Below are 18,400 nucleotides of genomic sequence, written 5' to 3'. Positions count from 1 at the left end.
TTCAACTGGCCTCGGCCAGTTTTTCCGTTTCCAGCAGGTTGAGTAAGGCTTTCTCAGCAATATTAAGTTCGGCGGCTTTTACCTCTTCGCGTTCATCAAGCTGGCTGATATACTTAAAAATGGTGCCTTCTTCATAACTTTTAATAACCGATGGGTGCACGTAGTACTTTTTGCACACAGTACGCGTGTTCCCAAGGTTTATAGCAACTTCATCCAAAACGCTCACAATCTTCTTTTTGCATTCGGTTATACTATTAAACTCCCCGGCTTCTTTAAAGGCGTATAGCGCACTCACACTGCCGGCCCAGGTACGGAAATCCTTGGCTGTAAAATCCTCGCCGGTTATTTCGTGCAGGTAATTATTGATATCGCCTGAACCAACACTGCAACGGGTTCCATCCTCATTATAGTATTGAAAAAGCTCTTTTCCCGGAATATCCCGGCATTGCTTTACTAAACGGGCCAGCTTACGGCTCTGGAGCGATACTTTGTGAAACACCCCTTTTTTACCTTTAAACTCAAATCGTAAATTAGAACCTTCAACCTTTACATGCCTGTTTTGCAAAGTTGTTAAACCAAATGATCCATACAACTTTTTGTACGACTCATTCCCCACCCTGATACTTGTCAACTCCATTAACCTTACAACCAATGCTACCACCTTTTCATGACCAAGATCACGTCTTGCCAGATCTTTATCTACCTGCTCACGAATTGCCGGTAAGTGCGCGGCGAAAGACTGCATGCGATGATATTTGGATTGATTGCGGATCTGGTTCCAATAGGTGTGGTAACGGTATTGTTTGCGCCCAGCGGCATCTGTACCGGTAAATTGCAGGTGACCGTTGTCGTAAGGCGAAATCCAAACATTCGTATAAGCCGGCGGAATCACCAGCTTATTGAACCTTGTTATTAACTCTTTGTCTTTTATAAGGTTACCATCCGCATCATAATAGCTCCAGCCCTTTCCCGATTTTTTGCGGGTATATCCCGGCGATGAGTCAGAAACATAACGCAAGCCAACTGCCCTTGCAGTGATCTTAGGATCGCGGCCAATTTTTTCGAGCTTTTTAAGGAGACGGTTCATGTTGAGATAACATGTCAAGGCAAGATTAAGTTTTAATTAGGGATTTATCTTATGGAGATATTTCTGCAAGCTCAAGCGTGCTAACACCGACCACAAGCTGAATTATTGCAAATCTTTCGCGTAACCCCAACATCTTATTAAACAATTGACAATCAATAATTTATTTTAATAATTTTCAAATTATGTTAACCCTGTTAACCCCCTCCTGCTGCCTGTGTTATCATGCTATCGCATAATTTGATAAATTCTGTTTCATTGGAAAAGGTAAGCAGCCTGCTGGTGCGGTGATAATACCATAAGTGTTCGGAAGAAATAACAGAGCGTGGGATTGTGCGACTCCCTCCTTTGGGAGGGTGCAGGGAGGGGTTTCATTGACGTACTTATTCGTTTGAAATAGCGGATAAACCCCTCCCTGCCACCGCACATTTCCAACACACCCCTCCCAAGGGGGGAATTTGAAATCTTCCGAACACTCATAGTGATAACACCGACCACGCGCAAAAATTAAAAGGGATGCCGCCGGGCATCCCTTTTTAATTCAATAAACTCATGTCATTGCTGTAAGGTACGAAGCAATTGCATGCTGTACATGGCGGCTCTGCTTCCGTGCGATTGCCGCGCTACGCTCGCAATGACGTAGCAAGATGATCTACTTCCAAGAGGATCTACTTCAACACCGAGACCGCTTTGTTAGCTTCCCCAACGCCCCAAACAGTACCGGGCTTATCGCCCATGGTAATTACCAGTTCACCGCCTTGCATCACATCAGTGTGCTTGATATAAGTTTTGGTGTAATTAGCTCCATTAAGCGTCATGGCCTGGATATACTTATTTTTAGGGCCATTATTTTTAACTACTACATGGAATTTCTTGTTTCCCTGCAATTGCAGTGTAGCCTCGTTAACCACCGGGCTGCCAAATACGTACAGGCCGTTAGCCGGGTTAACCGGATAAAAACCAACTGCGGATAACACGTACCAGGCCGACATCTGGCCAACATCTTCGTTACCGATAATACCATCTGGTTTATCTGTATAAAAATCATCAAGGATGAACCTTACCTTTTCGGCTGTCTTCCATGGCTTGCCTGAGTAAGCATAATAGTAGCTCATCGGGTGGCTTGGCTCGTTACCGTGGGCATACTGACCTATCAAACCAGATACATCCGGCGATTTAAATTTACCCATATCGCCCTGTGCAATAAATAATGAATCGAGCTTGGTATTGAATTTATCAACGCCACCCAGCATATCAATCAAACCTTCCACATCCTGCGGAACAAGGAAAGTATATTGCCAGCCGTTGCCTTCGGTAAAATCGCCGGTTTCATGGATAGAGATGAATGGGCTATAAGGTGTACGCCATGCATCCTGCGATAAACGCCCACGCATAAAACCAGCTTTGGCGTCATAATAGTTTTTGTAGTAGGCACCGCGTTTGCTGAAGTAAGCATAATCTTCAGTTTTACCCAGTTTTTTGGCCACCTGCGCCAAGCTCCAATCGTCAATGGCATATTCCAGACCCATTGAAACTGATTCCCGGCTACTATCTGCCGGGATATAACCATATTTTTTCACATATTTAATACCACGGTCATCGCCCATGGCTGTAGTTTTCATGGCTTCGTAAGCCAGATTAGCATCAAAGCCTTTATAGCCTTTTAATAAAGCATCGGCAACAACAGGTACTGCGCTATAGCCCACCATACAATTGGTTTCATTAGCCATCAAATGCCAAACCGGCAAACTGCCCTGTTGCTGGTAGATGGCCAGCATAGAGTTGATCATATCGTTCACATGCTCCGGGTGGATAATGGTTGACAACGGGTTGTTGGAGCGATACGTATCCCATAATGAAAAGGTGGTTACATTATTGAAACCTTCGTTTTTGTGCACCTTTTTATCGGTTCCCCAGTATTCGCCATTTACATCGTTAAAAATAGACGGCGCTATCATAGTGTGATAAAAAGCTGTATAAAACTTCTTCATCTGAGACAATGAATCAGCTTTGATCACAATTTTCTGGAATTGCTTATTCCAGGCTGCATCGGCATCTGTAACAACTTTATTGAAATCCCAGCCCGGGATCTCCGCCTTAATATTAAGCATGGCATTTTCTGCGCTTACCGGCGAGATTCCCACTTTAGCGTAAACCACTTCACCTTTGGTGGTAGTAAAACTGATTACGCCTTTTACCTTTTCCCCTTTTAGCTCAGTACCTTTAACGTTGGCCGTACTGTCGTAAACCGCGAAAGTTTTAATGGGCTTTGAAAACACAGCAGTAAAGTAAATACGCTGATCATCTGCCCAGCCTTTGGAAAAACGGTAGCCGCAAATGGTATTCTTATCAACCTGTTTAATATAGGTTTCCATTGGCCTGTCCCAGCCTATGCCTTCCTGCAGATCAATAAGGATGTGCGCATCTTTTGACGCCGGGAAAGTGTACTTATGCATACCAACACGGGTACTGGCGGTAAGCTCGACGCCGATATCATATTTTTTAAGCTTTACTTTATAATATCCGGGTTTTACAACCTCATCCTTGTGACTGAACAACGACACATAACCACTTTTTAAATCTTTGTTACTGCCCTTGTATACGTTGATTGGCCCGGTTGTTGGCATAAAAGAAATATCGCCTAAATCACCTATGCCGGTACCGCTCAGGTGGGTATGCTGGAAGCCGATGATGGTAGAATCAGAAATGTGATAACCGGAGCACCAGTCCCAGCCTTCAGAAATGTTGGTTGGGCCTAACTGCACGGCACCAAAGGGAACGTTTGCGCCCACAAAAACGTGACCGTGGAAACCGGTACCGATGTACGGATCGACATATTGCGTTAAACCGCCTGCTTTTTTCATAGGCTGCGATTGATGCCTTTGTGCCTGGGAGCTTAAATTAACCAGGGCCAGTAAACTGGCCAAAACGAGTTGTTTTTTCATTCTTTACTTAAATGATAGTATTGAGGTTTATATTGCTGCCAATTAAACCCCAATACTTAATAGATTATTAATAAACGCTTAATTCGGCTACGGTAATACCATTGCCTGCAATTACATGCGTAGCTTCAAATTTAATATAACGCGCGCTAACCTCCTGCTTTAATGCGACAGGCTGCTCAATTGGGTTCGATTTGATATTAGAAAACTCGCCCGACGCCACCTTTTCCCAGGTTTTGCCGTCGTTGCTGACATAAAACACGTAGCTATCAACAATGCCCTGGGCCTGTTTATCCTGCCTTGGCAAATAGCCAAATGCTTTTATCTTTTGTTCTTTACCCAAATCAACGCTGATCTGCTGCGGGAATTGCGCATCTTCTTTTTTCAGTGTGCTGTAAAGACTACCGGTATTTTCATCAAAGGCATTTTCGGCCTTGTTCCATTGGTCATTAGCCGCAGTAGCATCCACTAATTTCCAATCGGTTTTAGCAAAGCCGAATGATGCATAAGCGCTTTCACTTTGTTGATTTTTACCTTCAAAGCTCCGGGCTTTTACTACTCCGCCCTCATTAAGCACAAACGGCTTAGTATAAACCGGAGAGCTCGATGTTGGCTCATGCCCGTCAAGCGTATAGCGTATCGCGCTTACCGGCGCTTCGGTGGTAATACTAATCTCTCCTTTTTTATTGCGTGATACTTTTGGTGCTGTTAAATGCACCGGCTCTTTATAGATCCCGAAATCGCTCAAGGCAATAGCCACCGGCGAAGCAGTAACCCTCAGCCGTAATTTACTTGCAGTGATATTTTGCGTTAAACGGATCAGCCTGTTACCTCCAATACTGGTAGCTTCGCCTATTTGCTCCCATTTGCCATTTAAATAAGCATCTACGGCAACGGCTTCAATACGCTGTCCAAGCTTGATATTTTCGCGCAGGCGGATCACATTAAATGTTTTAGGTGAATGCAGATCGATAGTTAATTCAGGAGTAGTCACTTTATCGTCAGTTGCCCAATAGCTGTAACGGTTGTCATCTAACAAAAACTGCGGACCGAATTTGGCTTTGTTGCCACCACGCACATTACTGGCTGTTAGTGTTGCGCCTTTTGCCAAATTAACTGCGAAAGTTTGTTTAAGCAGGTTACCAAACTCAGTTAATGATTTAACATCGATCTCGTTAATAATACCACGCGGATCAGGAGATAAACCTAAATCAAGCGCTGCACCACGGCCTACACTTTTGTAATACAGATCAAGCAAGGTATAAGGCGATTTCACACCTTCATCCTGTGTTTTATGGTAAAACCATCCGGGGCGTAATGAAACATCGCACTCGGCAGGCATCCAATATTTACCGTTACGGGTGCCTTCGGTGCCTTCATAATCTTTCACATAACCATTAGCCGGGGTTTTGCCTTCATCAGGAGCATGTGGCGTATAAGTTGCCCAGCAGGTTTCGCCCGCATGACCTTCCTCATTACCTACCCAACGCACATCCGGACCAACATCGCCAAATAAAACAGCATTTGGTTGCAATTTGCGGGTTATAGCCCAGGTAGTATCCCAGCCATAATAAGTTGAACGGTCAATTTTTCGCACTTCTCGTTTGCCGCCATAGTAGCCATCGCCACCATTAGCACCGTCATGCCATGAAATAAACAACGGACCGTAATTGGTATACAACTCTTTCAATTGCTCACGATAAGTCTTAACATATTCGGCCGTGCCATAGTTGGGGTTGTTCCTGTCCCATGGCGAGCAGTAAACACCCAGTTTCATACCAAGCTTATCGCAAGCCTCACGATATTCTTTCAGCATATCGCCCTTGCCATTTTTATATGGGCTTTTGGTGATATTGTGCTCCGTAGTTTTAGTTGGCCAAATACAAAAACCATCGTGGTGTTTGGCAACCACAACTACACCCTTAAAACCGCCGGCTTTTGCGGCTGCCACAATCTGCAGTGCACTAAACTGCGATGGGTTAAAAATCTTTGGGTCTTCATCGCCAAAGCCCCACTCCTTGTTGGTGTAAGTGTCCACCCCATAATGGATAATGCAATACATCCCGGTTTCCTGCCAGTTGAGCTGTCCCTGTGTGGGCAATACGCCATAAGGTTTTGGGGCCGTTTGACTAAAACCGTTTAAGCCTGTAGCCAATAATAATAAGGCGATGCCTGTAAACTTCTTCATAATTGGTTATTAGATAATTAGTTTTTGAACCATGACGACGGCACATCCTGTGGGGCCGAGCCATTAACACTATATTTTAGCAGCAGTTTAAAGCCGCCGCCGCCTTCAATAAAATCAAGCTTAAACGGATGTGCACCCATTTTAAGGGCAACCTGCCCGCTCCGTTCCTGCGCCGAGTGATTGCCATCGTTATCTACAACCGTTTTATCGCCAACGTAAAGTACGCCACCATCATCGCAGGTTAAATAAAAGCTGTAAATACCATCAGCTGGCACATCGATGTAACCTTTGTAAGTAATACCAAATGACGGAGCTTTAACCGTAGCAGGTACTTCTATTTTATCAGTACTAAACGTGCTGTCAACCTTTGCATTTTGCATTAACGCAGTCTTTTTAAAGAAAGCCTTATAATAAGTAGCTGTAAGCCCGGGTTTAGGTGGAGCAATTTTTACCGGACCAAGCATTTGCTGTTGTGTGTAGTTCAAATTATAAACATCACCACGTGTCCCGGTTGGTGTAAACGCGGCAACCCTTACCAATTCCGACTTTGAAATAGTTAATGGAGATGGCAATACAGGTGATTTAGCATCTGGCAAAGTACCATCGGTAGTGTAGCGGATAGTAAGGCTTGGCAATGGAGACGCTATGCTTAGCTTGCCTTCATCTATAAAAACATATTGATTAAGCAAATTTGGCAGATCGGGCAAACGATAGTTGATCTTCAACGCGTCCATCCTTTTGTACTGCTCTGTTAAACGCTTCAGGTATGAATCGTACTCACTATCCTTATGTGTCCAAAGCATTTCAGACAATGCGGTTAAACGCGGCATGTACATATAATCGGCACGCTTTTCTGAAGGGATCATTTCTGACCAAAGGTTAGCCTGCGCGCCTATAATTGACTTTGCTTCTTCGGCATTCAGCACTTTGGGTACCGGGTTAAAATGATATACCTTGCTAACAGAATACTGATCTGGCTGATTATCGAAATAAAGCGGTTCGCCGGGTGTCATGATTACGGTGTTGCCATTCTTAACAGCTTTAACCGGTGCATCAGGTACCCAGGTGCGCCAGTACATGATAATAGCCGTTGGGCTAATGCCACCTTCAATTACCTCATCCCAACCAATCAACTCACGACCTTTGGAATTGAAGAATTTCTCCATACGGTTAATAAAATAACTGTGCAAGCCGGCCAGGTCTTTAATACCTTCTTTAGCCATCAGGGCTTTACAAGCATCTGATTTGCCCCAATTGGTGCGATCAACCTCATCGCCGCCAATGTGGATATATTTTGACGGGAAGATCTGCATGATCTCGGTAAACACATTCTCGGCAAACTCAAAGGTGCTTTCGTTACACGGGCAGATTGGTTTGGTGAACAGCTCGCCCCATTTATTTTCGCCATCGCAGGTTAAAAACGGATATGAGTTGATCGCAGCCATCATGTGCCCCGGCATATCAATTTCAGGAACAATATCGATGTGACGTGCAGCAGCATAAGCAACAACGCCTTTCATTTCCTCCTGCGTATAAAAACCACCGTACATGGTTTTGCCATTTTTTTGAACGATGTGCTCTTTATCGATCACAAAATCGGGATTGTCCTTAGCCTTTTTCATGCAGGCCGAATCCTGGTTATTGAACGTACGCCATGCGCCAGCTTCGGTAAGCAGCGGGTATTTTTTTATTTCGATACGCCAGCCTTGATCATCCGTTAAATGCAGGTGCAGCTTATTCATTTTGTACAAAGCCATCCGGTCGATAAACTTTTTCAGGTAACTTACCGAGAAGAAGTGCCTCGATACATCCAGATGCATACCACGCCATTCGTAAACAGGTGCATCCTCTATAGCCACAACCGGCAATGACAATTGCCTTTGCACAACACCAGCTTCTATACCAACGGGCAATAACTGACGAATAGTTTCTACCGCATGAAACACACCTGCCGGATCTTTCGCGCGGATAACCACCTGCTCTTTAGTAACACTCATGCGATAAGCTTCGGGAGTAGTTATGCTTGCATCATAAACAAGATTTATGGCGTGGGCCTTCTTTATCTTGCTCACTTCAACAGGCGTGCCTAAACCTTTGTGCAACAAATCCTTCAAGGCATAAGCTTCGGTATTAAAAGCGCCGGCATTTACAATAGCCGTTTTAGAGGTGATAGTAAATGAGCCCTCTCCCGCAGTTAATTGGGCAGGATAAGGTATCAATGGAAATTTCGACGCCGTTTCCTGGGCATTAACACCACTTGTACAGGCAAGCAATAATGCTGCAGCCGACAAATATTTTGAAATAGTCTTCATTGTCTTCTTTTTGTTATTTGTCGATAGATATAGTACGTTCTGTTATGTTCCAGCCTCCAATAGTTACTGCAAGGTTTTTATCTGCACCTGGATTATGGTCGATAACAACTTTTTTAGTTTGTCCCGGCAATACCGTTACATAATTATCACTGTAAAAGGCCGGGAGGACGCGTTGTTTCGTATCAGCATTAACTAAAGACAGGCGGTTGAAAAATGCAAGCGCGCCATTACCTTCGTTGGTCAGCGTTACTTCTACTTTGCCATTTTTCAAATACCTGGCAGTAGCGCCCAAATTACCTTTCGGCATTGTTTGTAAGCCGGAGAAATCGCCGTTAGCGTCGGGCAGCCAATAAACGTTTTCGCTGATCACCTCTTTATCCGATTTAAACAGCTGCAGGCAAAGGAAAACACCTTTGTCTTTTGCTTCTTTTTCAATCTCTCTTTTAAGCGATAAATAGCGTTTGGTAGTAGTTGGTGTAACATCGGCAAAAACCTTTGTCAGCACTTTCTCCTTACCATCCATATCATAGGTTTTGGCAACCAGTAACATATTACTATGTGTTTTAAAAGTATTGTTGGCTACCATAACCATACCATCGGTTTGGTTATACATGATGTGTAACGGTTCGCTACCGTTATGTAAACCGTAAAGACAAGCATTAGGATCAAGGTAATAATCATACATCTGGCCACGCATGGCTGTCCATGGGTTTTGGGTTTTCCAGATGATAGTGCCTGTATACCAATCCCACATATGTGAGCTGAAGCCTTCCATGAGGGCACGGTACTGATCGTAATTTACTAACTGTGCTTTAGTTGCAAAGTCTTCAACGTTTTTAGCCTTACTGTATTTATCAATAAACCCATCATAACCAATGTATTTATGATACTCCCACACCGGGTCTGTTTTAGTTTTTCCGGTAGAAGCGTCAAACTCGGGCACTACCATATTTTCGGCAGGGATAAAGCGTTTTAATGATTCATAATCGCTCACCCCAACCGAACCTACTTCGGAGTTGAACGGATAGGTTTGATGGTCCCAGAAAGTTGTAAGGCTTTGGATGCCATAAGGGCCATCCCCGTTGCCGCCCTGTACATTGCGCGACATTTCTTCGGAGTTTGAATACGGGATAAACCAACGGGTATTATCGAGCTTAGGCATAATGGTATCACGCAGGGCCGCAAAAATATCTTCGGGCGGAGTGATCTCATTACCACCACACCAGATAGCAAGCGATGGGAAGTTACGCACCAGTTTAACCTGATCGGCAACCGATTTTAAATACAGGTCATGATCATCAGGGTATTTGCGGCGGGTCCATTGGTCATCAGCCTTCATCGGATCTATCCAGCGACCATTGCAATCGCCCGATCCCCACATATCCTGAAAAACCAGCATACCGTATTTATCGCAAGCCTCATAAAACTCCGGGCGTTCAATCAGCGCACCACCCCAAACACGGATCAGGTTCAGGTTCATATCACGGTGAAAACGAACTTCGGCATCATAACGGGCATCGCTGAAACGTAACATCTGATCAGAGATGATCCAGTTACCGCCTTTAATAAATACCTTTTGGCCGTTCACATTAACCTGGCGACTTTCGGTTTTATTGTTCCACTCGGTAGTGATCTGGCGTACGCCAACTTCAATGCGTTTTTGGTCGGATACCTTGCCACCTGCTACAAACTGCAAATTAAGCTTATACAAATTTTGCGGACCGTAGCCATTAGGCCACCAAAGCTTAGGGTTTTTAAGGCTGTAATCCGCCAGTTTAACTTCCTGTTTTGAATTGGCTTTCAGGGTAACCGGCTGTGACACCAGCTTGCCATCTAAATTATATTGTAAAGTACCACTTACTGCAGTACCTGTAGTATTTTCAACTTCGGCAGACACCTGTACAATAGCCGGCTGCTGCGCACCTTCCGGCTGACGAACACCCGGAACAAGGGTAACTACATGGGGATCTTTAATAACTACCGCGCCGGTATGCTCAATAGTTACCTTATCCCAAATGCCTGTGTTACGGTCACGAATAGGCTGGATCCAATCCCAGCCTGCGGTATATTGAATACCTACGCCACGTGCAATAGTGCCATCGCCACCCTGGCCCCCATTGGGGTTACCAACCACATCCGGAGGATAGACAACCACCGCTAAACGGTTATTACCATTTTTACTCAGCCATTTCGTAATGTTATAGCTCTGGCGCAAAAACATACCTTTATGTAGTTTGCTGTTAAGCTTATGCCCGTTAAGAAAAACATCGCAACTGTAATTTACACCCCTGAGGTTAAGGTAAGTTTGATTGCTGCCGGTTGGCGCGGCCTCTTTAAAATCTTTGGCGAACCAGTAAGTATAATAATCGCGGCCTACCTTATAGATATCAGGGATCTTCTCATTATTCATCCCGTAAAATGGATCAGGTACCTGTTTGTTGGCTACCTGGGTTGTAAGCACCGTTCCAGGCACAACTGCAGGATTCCATGCAGCCAGATCATAATTGGCTTGAGATATAATAGTGCCATTATCTTTAACACTATTCATTGACGTACATTTCCAGCCGCTATTAAGCTCGTAGCTGGTTTGCGCCCCTGCGTTTTGATAAACGCCAGAAGCAAGGACGGATAACACTAATGAAAATTTAAACAATGCAGATCTGCCTGCCGAACGGGTTGTTGTCATTTATTTGGGTTGGATGGATGATCAAAATTAAAAACTGCAAAATCATTTTAGCTGTAAAAACTTGGCTATATAATATGGGATTTTGTCGGTATAATTGTCATTTAGACGAGTATACAAGGCGTATGTGGTAGTAATCAGGAGAAATCTTGTACACCCTGTAAATTTGCCCGTCGCTTGTACAAGATTTCTCCTCGCCTTTCTTAGCCCTACCCTATTCGTCGAAATGACATTGTGGTTATTTGGTTGTTATGAAATATTAATAAACTATTTTAAAACCGGCCGCTTCATTAAGCCCGCTCGCTTGTTGTAATTTTGCCGGAATACTGATATCAATACCATCAGTCACCCGTTTCCATTTAAGGCTTTGAGTGCTGCCAAGCAAGGTCACTTTCTTTACCCTTTTTATATCCTTTAATTTTATAGATACTGTAGCAGGTAAAACCACCTTTTCCTGATCACTCAAAGCGAAGGCATAAATAGTGTTGCTGTTTTTAGCTTTCGTATAGTATATATTACCTGTTGAATATGGTGCAACCGACTGGCTGGCATAAATACCTTCACCGTTGATTTTCATCCAATTGCTAATACCTTGCAGGCGTTCATAGGCAACCGGATCCCAATCACCATCAGGGCCGGGGCCAATATTCATGAGCAGGTTACCACCGCGCGATACGATCTTCACCAACAACTGAACTATTTGCTGTACCGATTTATAATGATCGCCGGGAACATAGCTCCATGAATTACCCATGGTTATGCAGCTCTCCCAGGGATGATCAAGCGGTACTTCGGGTACTTCCTGTTCGGGAGTAGTGTAGTTTTCATATTTGCCTGCAACGGTACGATCAACCACAATCAAGCCTGGTTGCTTTTGCCTGCCCATAGCGGCTATTCTTGGCATGTCAATATCCTGGTCAAACTTAATTCCTCGCTGCCATTCTATGGTAGTATCAACACTGCTTTTCGGGCGTACCCATCCCCCATCAAGCCATAAAATATCAACCTTGCCATAATCGCTCATGAGCTCGCTGATCTGGTTATAGGTAAAATCTTTAAACTTTTGCCAGCGTTCAGGATATTTTTTCGGATCGTAATTTACGTTACGATCTTTAGGCGGGAAGTATGGCCACCAGTAATTTTCGGTGTGCCAGTCGGGCTTTGAAAAGTAAGCGCCAATCATAAAGTTATCTTTACGGAAAGCGTTGAAGATCTCCTTAGTTACATTGCTCCTTGGATTGCTTGAAAAAGGTGTTTTGCTGCTGGTGATCTTATAATCGGTTTCTTTGGTATCAAACATGCAAAAGCCATCGTGGTGCTTGGTAGTGAAAATCACATATTTCATTCCGGCATCTTTGGCCGCCTTTACCCATTTTTCGGGATTGAATTTGGTTGGGTTAAAAGTTGTTTGGAGATTTTCGTATGCCGCCTTATAACCATTATAGGTAGCGCCGTACGGACCGCGGCGTTGTGTCCAGCCTTCATCCTCGGGGCAAATACTCCAGCTTTCAACTACACCCCACTGGCTGTACGTACCCCAATGCATAAATAAACCGAACTTGAGATCCTGCCAGTTTGCAATTTTTTGCTCAACTGCAGGGTCGCCGGCAGGAACATATTGTTTTGACATATTGTGCTGTTGTCCAAACACTTCAAAGCCACCCAAAACCAAAAGAAATACTGTAAATAATCGTTTCATCAAGCTATTATTTTATTAATTACTGACAATTTTATATGGTGTATTGCTTACACACTTTTTAAAATTTTTTAAAAAACATCGCAACTTACATCATAAAATTTTATTTTTTGGTATTAATATGTTATTATTGTTACACCATTATTAAGTTTTAAATTTAGTTGATTAATTAAAAATCCTTCGGTTTGAGAGACAGAAAAGTTGATACGCTGAAATTATGGAAACTCATTTGTAATAATGATGATGAGAATGCTTTTGAGCTGTTTTTCCATATCCTTAACAACTCGCTCATTAAATTTTGTGTGTTATACGTACATCAACGGGAAATTGCCGAAGAGATAGTGTCAGATGTGTTTGTAAAGTGTTGGCTTAACCGTAAAAACCTCATCGAAATTCAAAACCCCGAAACCTACCTGTTTGTAGCGGTAAAAAACCAGTCGCTAAACCACATCAAAAAATACTCAACCATTCATCTTGTACAAATTGAAGAAACCAATTCGGTAGAATTTGTAAATACCTATAATCCCCAAAAAGAAATTGAAAACAAAGAGCTTATTTTTAGGATGGACCAGGCCATAGCCGGTTTACCGCAACAATGCCGCATTGTTTTCAGGCTGATAAAAGAGGATGGTATGAAGTATAAGGAAGTGGCCGAAATTCTTAATATTTCGCCCCGTACAGTACAAACGCAACTTTTCAGAGCGATCAAGAAGCTTAGTGTCGTTTTGACACAATATAACAAGCACCACGAAGCTGTATTAAAACCAATACAATCAACATTTTAGGAAGCACAATTGTAATTTTCAATTATTTTTTTTAACCTTGTAAGTAATTAACCTAAATAAGTTGTCCTATCATAAATAAGGATGCAATTATACGATGGGCAATGATAAATTTATAGAGCTGGTGGGCAAAAAACTGTCGAATGAAATCAGCTCTGATGAAAATAATGAATTTCAGCGTTGCTTAGCTAATGATGCTTCCCTTCGTGAACAATACGAAGCCCTTTCTGCTTACTGGAAACATAGCGATGCCCAATATGCCGACAATGCCCTCGCCTTTCAAAAAATAAAGTCAAAAATTAAAGCACAGGAAGTTATTGAACCTGCAACGGCCATTAACCCCGTTAAAAAGGGCACGATGCATTATCTTTGGCGTGCTGCGGCCGCTGTTGTTCTAATAGCAGGTTGCGCGTACCTTTTTTATTCAAAAACAGTTACTTTGGGCCACGGAATTGCAAGCGCAACATCCGGCGCCTGGCAAAATAAAAACACTTCTGCCCGCGATAAATCAACCATTGTATTAACCGACGGTACGCGTATCACCCTTAATTCGCAAAGTTCGTTAAGATATCCAACAAACTTCACAGGCAAAACCCGCGAAGTTTATTTAAGCGGCGAAGCCTTTTTTGATGTACATAAAGATCATGAACATCCGTTCATTATCCATACCGAAAAAATGAACATTAAGGTGCTGGGTACCGCTTTTAACGTTAAATCATACCCCGATGATCCGTCAAGTGAAACAACCCTGATCAGGGGCGCCATTGAAGTTACCCTTGACGACCGGCCATCGGACAGGATTATTTTAAAACCAAGCGAAAAACTGATTGTTAAAAAGGGCTCGTTTACTACTGTACGTAAAAACCAGGCTAAGCTTTCACCAGCTACCGACAGCAGTGCCGGTACGCAATATGTCTTAACCAGCTTTACCCGTCTTCACCAGGACGACAGTGCCATTTTAGAGACTTCGTGGACACAGAATAAACTCATTTTCAGGGATGAAAGCTTTGCCGACCTCGCCATGCGCATGGAACGCTGGTATGGTGTTGAGATCAAATTTAAAAATGATGAAATGAAAAAGTACCGTTTCAGCGGCACTTATGAAAAAGAATCCATTACTCAGGCTCTTGACGCATTACGCATTACCGAAGATTTTCATTATAAAATTAAAAATGCCGCTATTTATATCTATTAACTGATAATTCTACAGTTAGTTATCAGTACATTTGTTCCCATCAGTTGGCTTGGCTGTGGCTTTACAATATTCGTAATTGTTACCTACCAATTCGGTCATTTTACACTATTACCTGTGCTAATTATAAAATTTATGTAAATTTAGGCATCCCCAATGGATGTCGGCGACAGGTTTAGGTTATCAGTATAAATGAAAATACGGTTTACGTTAATATTATTCTTCAATTTACTGGCTATATTAACTGTATATTCACAAACCCGCGTCACTATCAATTTAAAATCGGCCGATTTTAAAAAGGTGATCTCAGCAATCGAACATCAAAGCATTTATCATTTTGTTTATAGTGAAAGAAAAATCCCTGCTTTAAACAAAGTTGACATAGATTCTGATAATGAAGATGTTAAAAGTATTTTAGATAAAATTTTGGCCAATTCGGGCTTCGCTTATACCGAGCTTGCCAATCACCTGATAGTAATTGCCCCGATTGATGAAATAGTTAATGTAGTTAAAGTAACGGGCGTTGTTGTTGATGAGAATGGCGCGCCGCTTGCAGGCGCTACAGTTAGGGTAAGAGGTTCAACCATGGGCTCACTCACCGACGCGAAGGGGGCGTTTTTGCTTGAAGTACCCTCCGGGTCAACATTGATAGTGAGTTTCGTAGGCTACGTTACAAAAGAGGTAAAACTTATTGGCGCTGTACCGGTAACTATTTCGCTTACGGTAAGTAACGTGCTAAACGAAGTGGTTGTAACGGCACTTGGCATTAACAAGGAACAAAAAAAGGTGGGTTATTCAGTAACTACTATTAGTGGTGAGGTGCTTGATAAAGCCAAGGAATCAAATGTAGCATACTCGTTGGAGGGGCGCGTAGCAGGTTTAAGTATCAATGGCATAAACGGCGGACCAGGATCTTCTGCGCGTATTTTACTAAGAGGCGTTACAAGTTTTGGTGCAAGCGCGCCACTCTTTATTATTAATGGTGTGCCCATGGATAATACCCAAAGGGGATCGGCCAATGAATGGGGCGGGGCCGACTTTGGCGATGGCATCAGCAATATAAATCCCGACGATGTTGAAAATATGACCGTTTTAAAGGGCCAGGCGGCATCGGCACTTTACGGAGCGCGAGCGGCCAATGGCGTAATTTTAATAACTACCAAAACAGGAAAAAAAAACACTCCATTTGGTGTTGAGTTTAATACCAATTACCAAACTGATAAGGCAATTAATACCTTTGATTATCAAACACAATACGGCCAGGGTTTGTATGGGATAAGGCCGACTACCGTAACCAATGCAATATCCTCAGGCAACTATGGCTGGGGTGAAAAACTGGATGGTAAACCCACAATTCAGTTTGATGGCGAATATTACCCCTACTCCGCCGTAAAAAATAATATCAGTAAGTTTTACCGGCAAGGTTATACTTTTACCAACACTGCTGCATTTAGCGGCGGTAACGACAATGGTAATTTCCGGTTGTCGTTATCAAACCTTAGCAACGGCTCAATAGTGCGTAACAGTGATCTCAATCGCAAAACGTTCAACTTATCGGCAAGTCAAAATGTTACCAAAAAACTGAATATTAATGTTGTAGCTAATTTTATCAACGAAACTTCTAATTTAAAACCCAACCTGAGCGATGGGCCTTTTAATGTAAATAACATTCAATACCTGGCAGCCAACGAAGATCAGGCTATCCTTGCGCCGGGTTATGCCCCAGATGGCAGTGAAATAAGATGGAATAGCGACACCTTTACTACAAACCCTTATTTTACCGTTAATCGGTTTATTAATGATGTAAACCGTAACCGCTTAATAGCCGCATTATCGGGTAAATACAATTTCAATAATTGGATGTATGCACAGTTGAGGTTAGGTAACGACATCCTTTACGATAAACGAAAAACGGTTACCCCAACCGGAACCGCTTATTACGCCGGCGGAATGGGAGGACTTGATGAACAGTCAAACACGCGACGATCTGAACTAAACAGTGACCTGCTAATAGGTGCCAAACATGACATTATTGCTAAAGTGCTGAGTTTTGACATATCTGCAGGGACTAACCTACGTAAAAACACATACGAATACACGAAGCTTTTTGGAGGCCCATTCATTATACCATATTTTTATAGCTATAATAATTTGAACATCAAAAACAGCAATTACAACTATAATAGTACCGAAACGCATTCAAGCTATTATGCTGTTGATTTTTCATTAAGAGACTATTTAACAATAACTACTACCGGCCGCTACGATACCTACTCCACGTTGCCAAGTGATAACCGGAGTATCTTTACGCCTTCGGTATCGGCAAGTCTTTTATTTTCCGATCTCGTTCATATCCCCAGCCTTGACTTCGGAAAATTAAGGTTATCGTATGCGCAAACGAGCGGCGAGCCAACTGATGCATATGTAACAACCCAATACTACACAACAAATTATTCAATAAACGGTGTTGCCATCGGGAGTTTCAGCGACAGCCTGCCCAATTTATTCCTTAAGCCTTACACGCTTACCGAAATGGAAGCCGGCACCGAGCTTAAATTTTTAAATGGCAGGCTTGGAATTGATGTAGCCTATTTTCACCGTAAAACAAAAAATGAGATCATTAAAGGAGACCTTGATCTGGCAACCGGTTTTGCACGGCGGTTTATCCCTACGGGCTCAACCCAAAACAACGGCATTGAAATTGAGCTAAGCGGCACTCCTGTTAAAACAACGAGTTTTAACTGGTCGCCATCGTTTAATTTTACCTATGTACAAAACAAGATCCTTCAAACAGACGGTACTCCCGAGTCGGCTAACATAAGCTTCGGTACTTACCGCCCGCTAAATGCCGCTACAGCACTGGTTAAAGGCTTGCCAGGTCCCCAGATTATGGCCAACGATTACCTTAGAAACGATAAAGGACAGATCATTTTCGACGAAAATGGTTTACCCATGGCCGGCCCCCGTGTACCTATGGGTAGCGCGGTACCTAATATATACGGCGGATTAAACAACAATTTCGCATTTGGCAAACTAAGTCTCTCATTTTTGATCGATTACCGTTTTGGCAACAAAATATTATCGGCTACAAATTATAATAGCATTTACAGGGGCTTTAACCAGCTTACCCTTGCAGGCAGGGAAAACGGCGTTGTTGGCGATGGCGTAAACGCCAATGGTGAAAGGAATACCATTGCTGTACCTGCGCAAAACTACTACCAAGCGCTGGCCCAAAATGTATCTGCATTAAATGTGCTTGACGGCAGGTTTATTAAATTACGGCAGGTTACTTTTGGCTATACTTTTTCAAAGGGCTTTCTTAATAAAACACCGTTTGAAGGCATAACCTTTTCACTGGTAGGCAGAAACCTCTGGACCATCATGAAGCGCTCGGCCAATATCGATCCGGAATCTGGATTTTCGCCGGATATAAAATATGCCGGAATCGAGGGAGCAAGCCTTCCGCCAACCCATACTTATGGAATAAATATTAACTTTAAACTCAAAAAATAAATCATCTA

Annotated in this window: 9 protein-coding genes; 3 read left to right on the top strand and 6 right to left on the bottom strand. The window is 42.9% G+C overall.

The window, feature by feature from the left end:
• Position 1: 1 nt before the first annotated feature.
• The 6 genes from BLP33_RS09740 to BLP33_RS09715 form a co-directional block, all read right to left on the bottom strand.
• Complete coding sequence (locus BLP33_RS09740) at positions 2-1,087, bottom strand: DNA topoisomerase IB (protein WP_090526991.1); 1,086 nt, start codon at positions 1,085-1,087, stop codon at positions 2-4.
• A gap of 665 nt (positions 1,088-1,752) precedes the next feature.
• A complete protein-coding gene (locus BLP33_RS09735; protein WP_090526989.1) occupies positions 1,753-4,029 on the bottom strand; it encodes a GH92 family glycosyl hydrolase in 2,277 nt (758 codons plus the stop codon).
• A gap of 67 nt (positions 4,030-4,096) precedes the next feature.
• Positions 4,097-6,214 carry a discoidin domain-containing protein gene (locus BLP33_RS09730; RefSeq protein WP_090526987.1) on the bottom strand — a complete coding sequence of 706 codons (2,118 nt, stop codon included), beginning with the start codon at positions 6,212-6,214 and terminating at the stop codon, positions 4,097-4,099.
• Positions 6,215-6,231: 17 nt separating this feature from the next.
• Positions 6,232-8,526: a family 20 glycosylhydrolase gene (locus BLP33_RS09725; protein ID WP_090526986.1), complete on the bottom strand. Its 2,295-nt coding sequence runs from the start codon at positions 8,524-8,526 to the stop codon at positions 6,232-6,234.
• Positions 8,527-8,539: 13 nt separating this feature from the next.
• Positions 8,540-11,212, bottom strand: coding sequence for a glycoside hydrolase family 2 protein (locus tag BLP33_RS09720; RefSeq protein WP_090526984.1), 2,673 nt, complete (start codon positions 11,210-11,212; stop codon positions 8,540-8,542).
• A gap of 256 nt (positions 11,213-11,468) precedes the next feature.
• On the bottom strand, positions 11,469-12,908 hold the full coding sequence (locus tag BLP33_RS09715) for an alpha-L-fucosidase (RefSeq protein WP_090526982.1): 1,440 nt from the start codon (positions 12,906-12,908) through the stop codon (positions 11,469-11,471).
• Positions 12,909-13,090: 182 nt separating this feature from the next.
• Between BLP33_RS09715 and BLP33_RS09710 the strand changes: the two genes are divergently transcribed.
• From BLP33_RS09710 to BLP33_RS09700, 3 genes are all read left to right on the top strand, one after another.
• Positions 13,091-13,690, top strand: coding sequence for an RNA polymerase sigma-70 factor (locus tag BLP33_RS09710; RefSeq protein WP_090526980.1), 600 nt, complete (start codon positions 13,091-13,093; stop codon positions 13,688-13,690).
• A gap of 94 nt (positions 13,691-13,784) precedes the next feature.
• The gene (locus BLP33_RS09705; protein WP_090526978.1) at positions 13,785-14,882 is read left to right on the top strand and encodes a FecR family protein; all 1,098 of its coding nucleotides are present in this window, start codon (positions 13,785-13,787) and stop codon (positions 14,880-14,882) included.
• Positions 14,883-15,071: 189 nt separating this feature from the next.
• Positions 15,072-18,392, top strand: coding sequence for a SusC/RagA family TonB-linked outer membrane protein (locus BLP33_RS09700; protein WP_090526976.1), 3,321 nt, complete (start codon positions 15,072-15,074; stop codon positions 18,390-18,392).
• Positions 18,393-18,400: the final 8 nt, after the last annotated feature.

The sequence above is a fragment of the Mucilaginibacter sp. NFR10 genome, assembly GCF_900100445.1.
Taxonomy (GTDB): Bacteria; Bacteroidota; Bacteroidia; order Sphingobacteriales; family Sphingobacteriaceae; genus Mucilaginibacter; species Mucilaginibacter rubeus.
Note: the sequence above shows the minus strand (reverse complement) of the source record. Positions and strands in the feature narration are given on the sequence as shown.

What these genes read in the sequence shown, in the direction of transcription:
- BLP33_RS09715 (WP_090526982.1), bottom strand. Translation starts at nt 12,908, where the DNA reads ATGAAACGATTATTTACAGTATTTCTTTTGGTTTTGGGTGGCTTTGAA.
- BLP33_RS09705 (WP_090526978.1), top strand. Translation starts at nt 13,785, where the DNA reads ATGGGCAATGATAAATTTATAGAGCTGGTGGGCAAAAAACTGTCGAAT.
- BLP33_RS09700 (WP_090526976.1), top strand. Translation starts at nt 15,072, where the DNA reads ATGAAAATACGGTTTACGTTAATATTATTCTTCAATTTACTGGCTATA.
- BLP33_RS09720 (WP_090526984.1), bottom strand. Translation starts at nt 11,212, where the DNA reads ATGACAACAACCCGTTCGGCAGGCAGATCTGCATTGTTTAAATTTTCA.
- BLP33_RS09725 (WP_090526986.1), bottom strand. Translation starts at nt 8,526, where the DNA reads ATGAAGACTATTTCAAAATATTTGTCGGCTGCAGCATTATTGCTTGCC.
- BLP33_RS09740 (WP_090526991.1), bottom strand. Translation starts at nt 1,087, where the DNA reads ATGAACCGTCTCCTTAAAAAGCTCGAAAAAATTGGCCGCGATCCTAAG.
- BLP33_RS09735 (WP_090526989.1), bottom strand. Translation starts at nt 4,029, where the DNA reads ATGAAAAAACAACTCGTTTTGGCCAGTTTACTGGCCCTGGTTAATTTA.
- BLP33_RS09730 (WP_090526987.1), bottom strand. Translation starts at nt 6,214, where the DNA reads ATGAAGAAGTTTACAGGCATCGCCTTATTATTATTGGCTACAGGCTTA.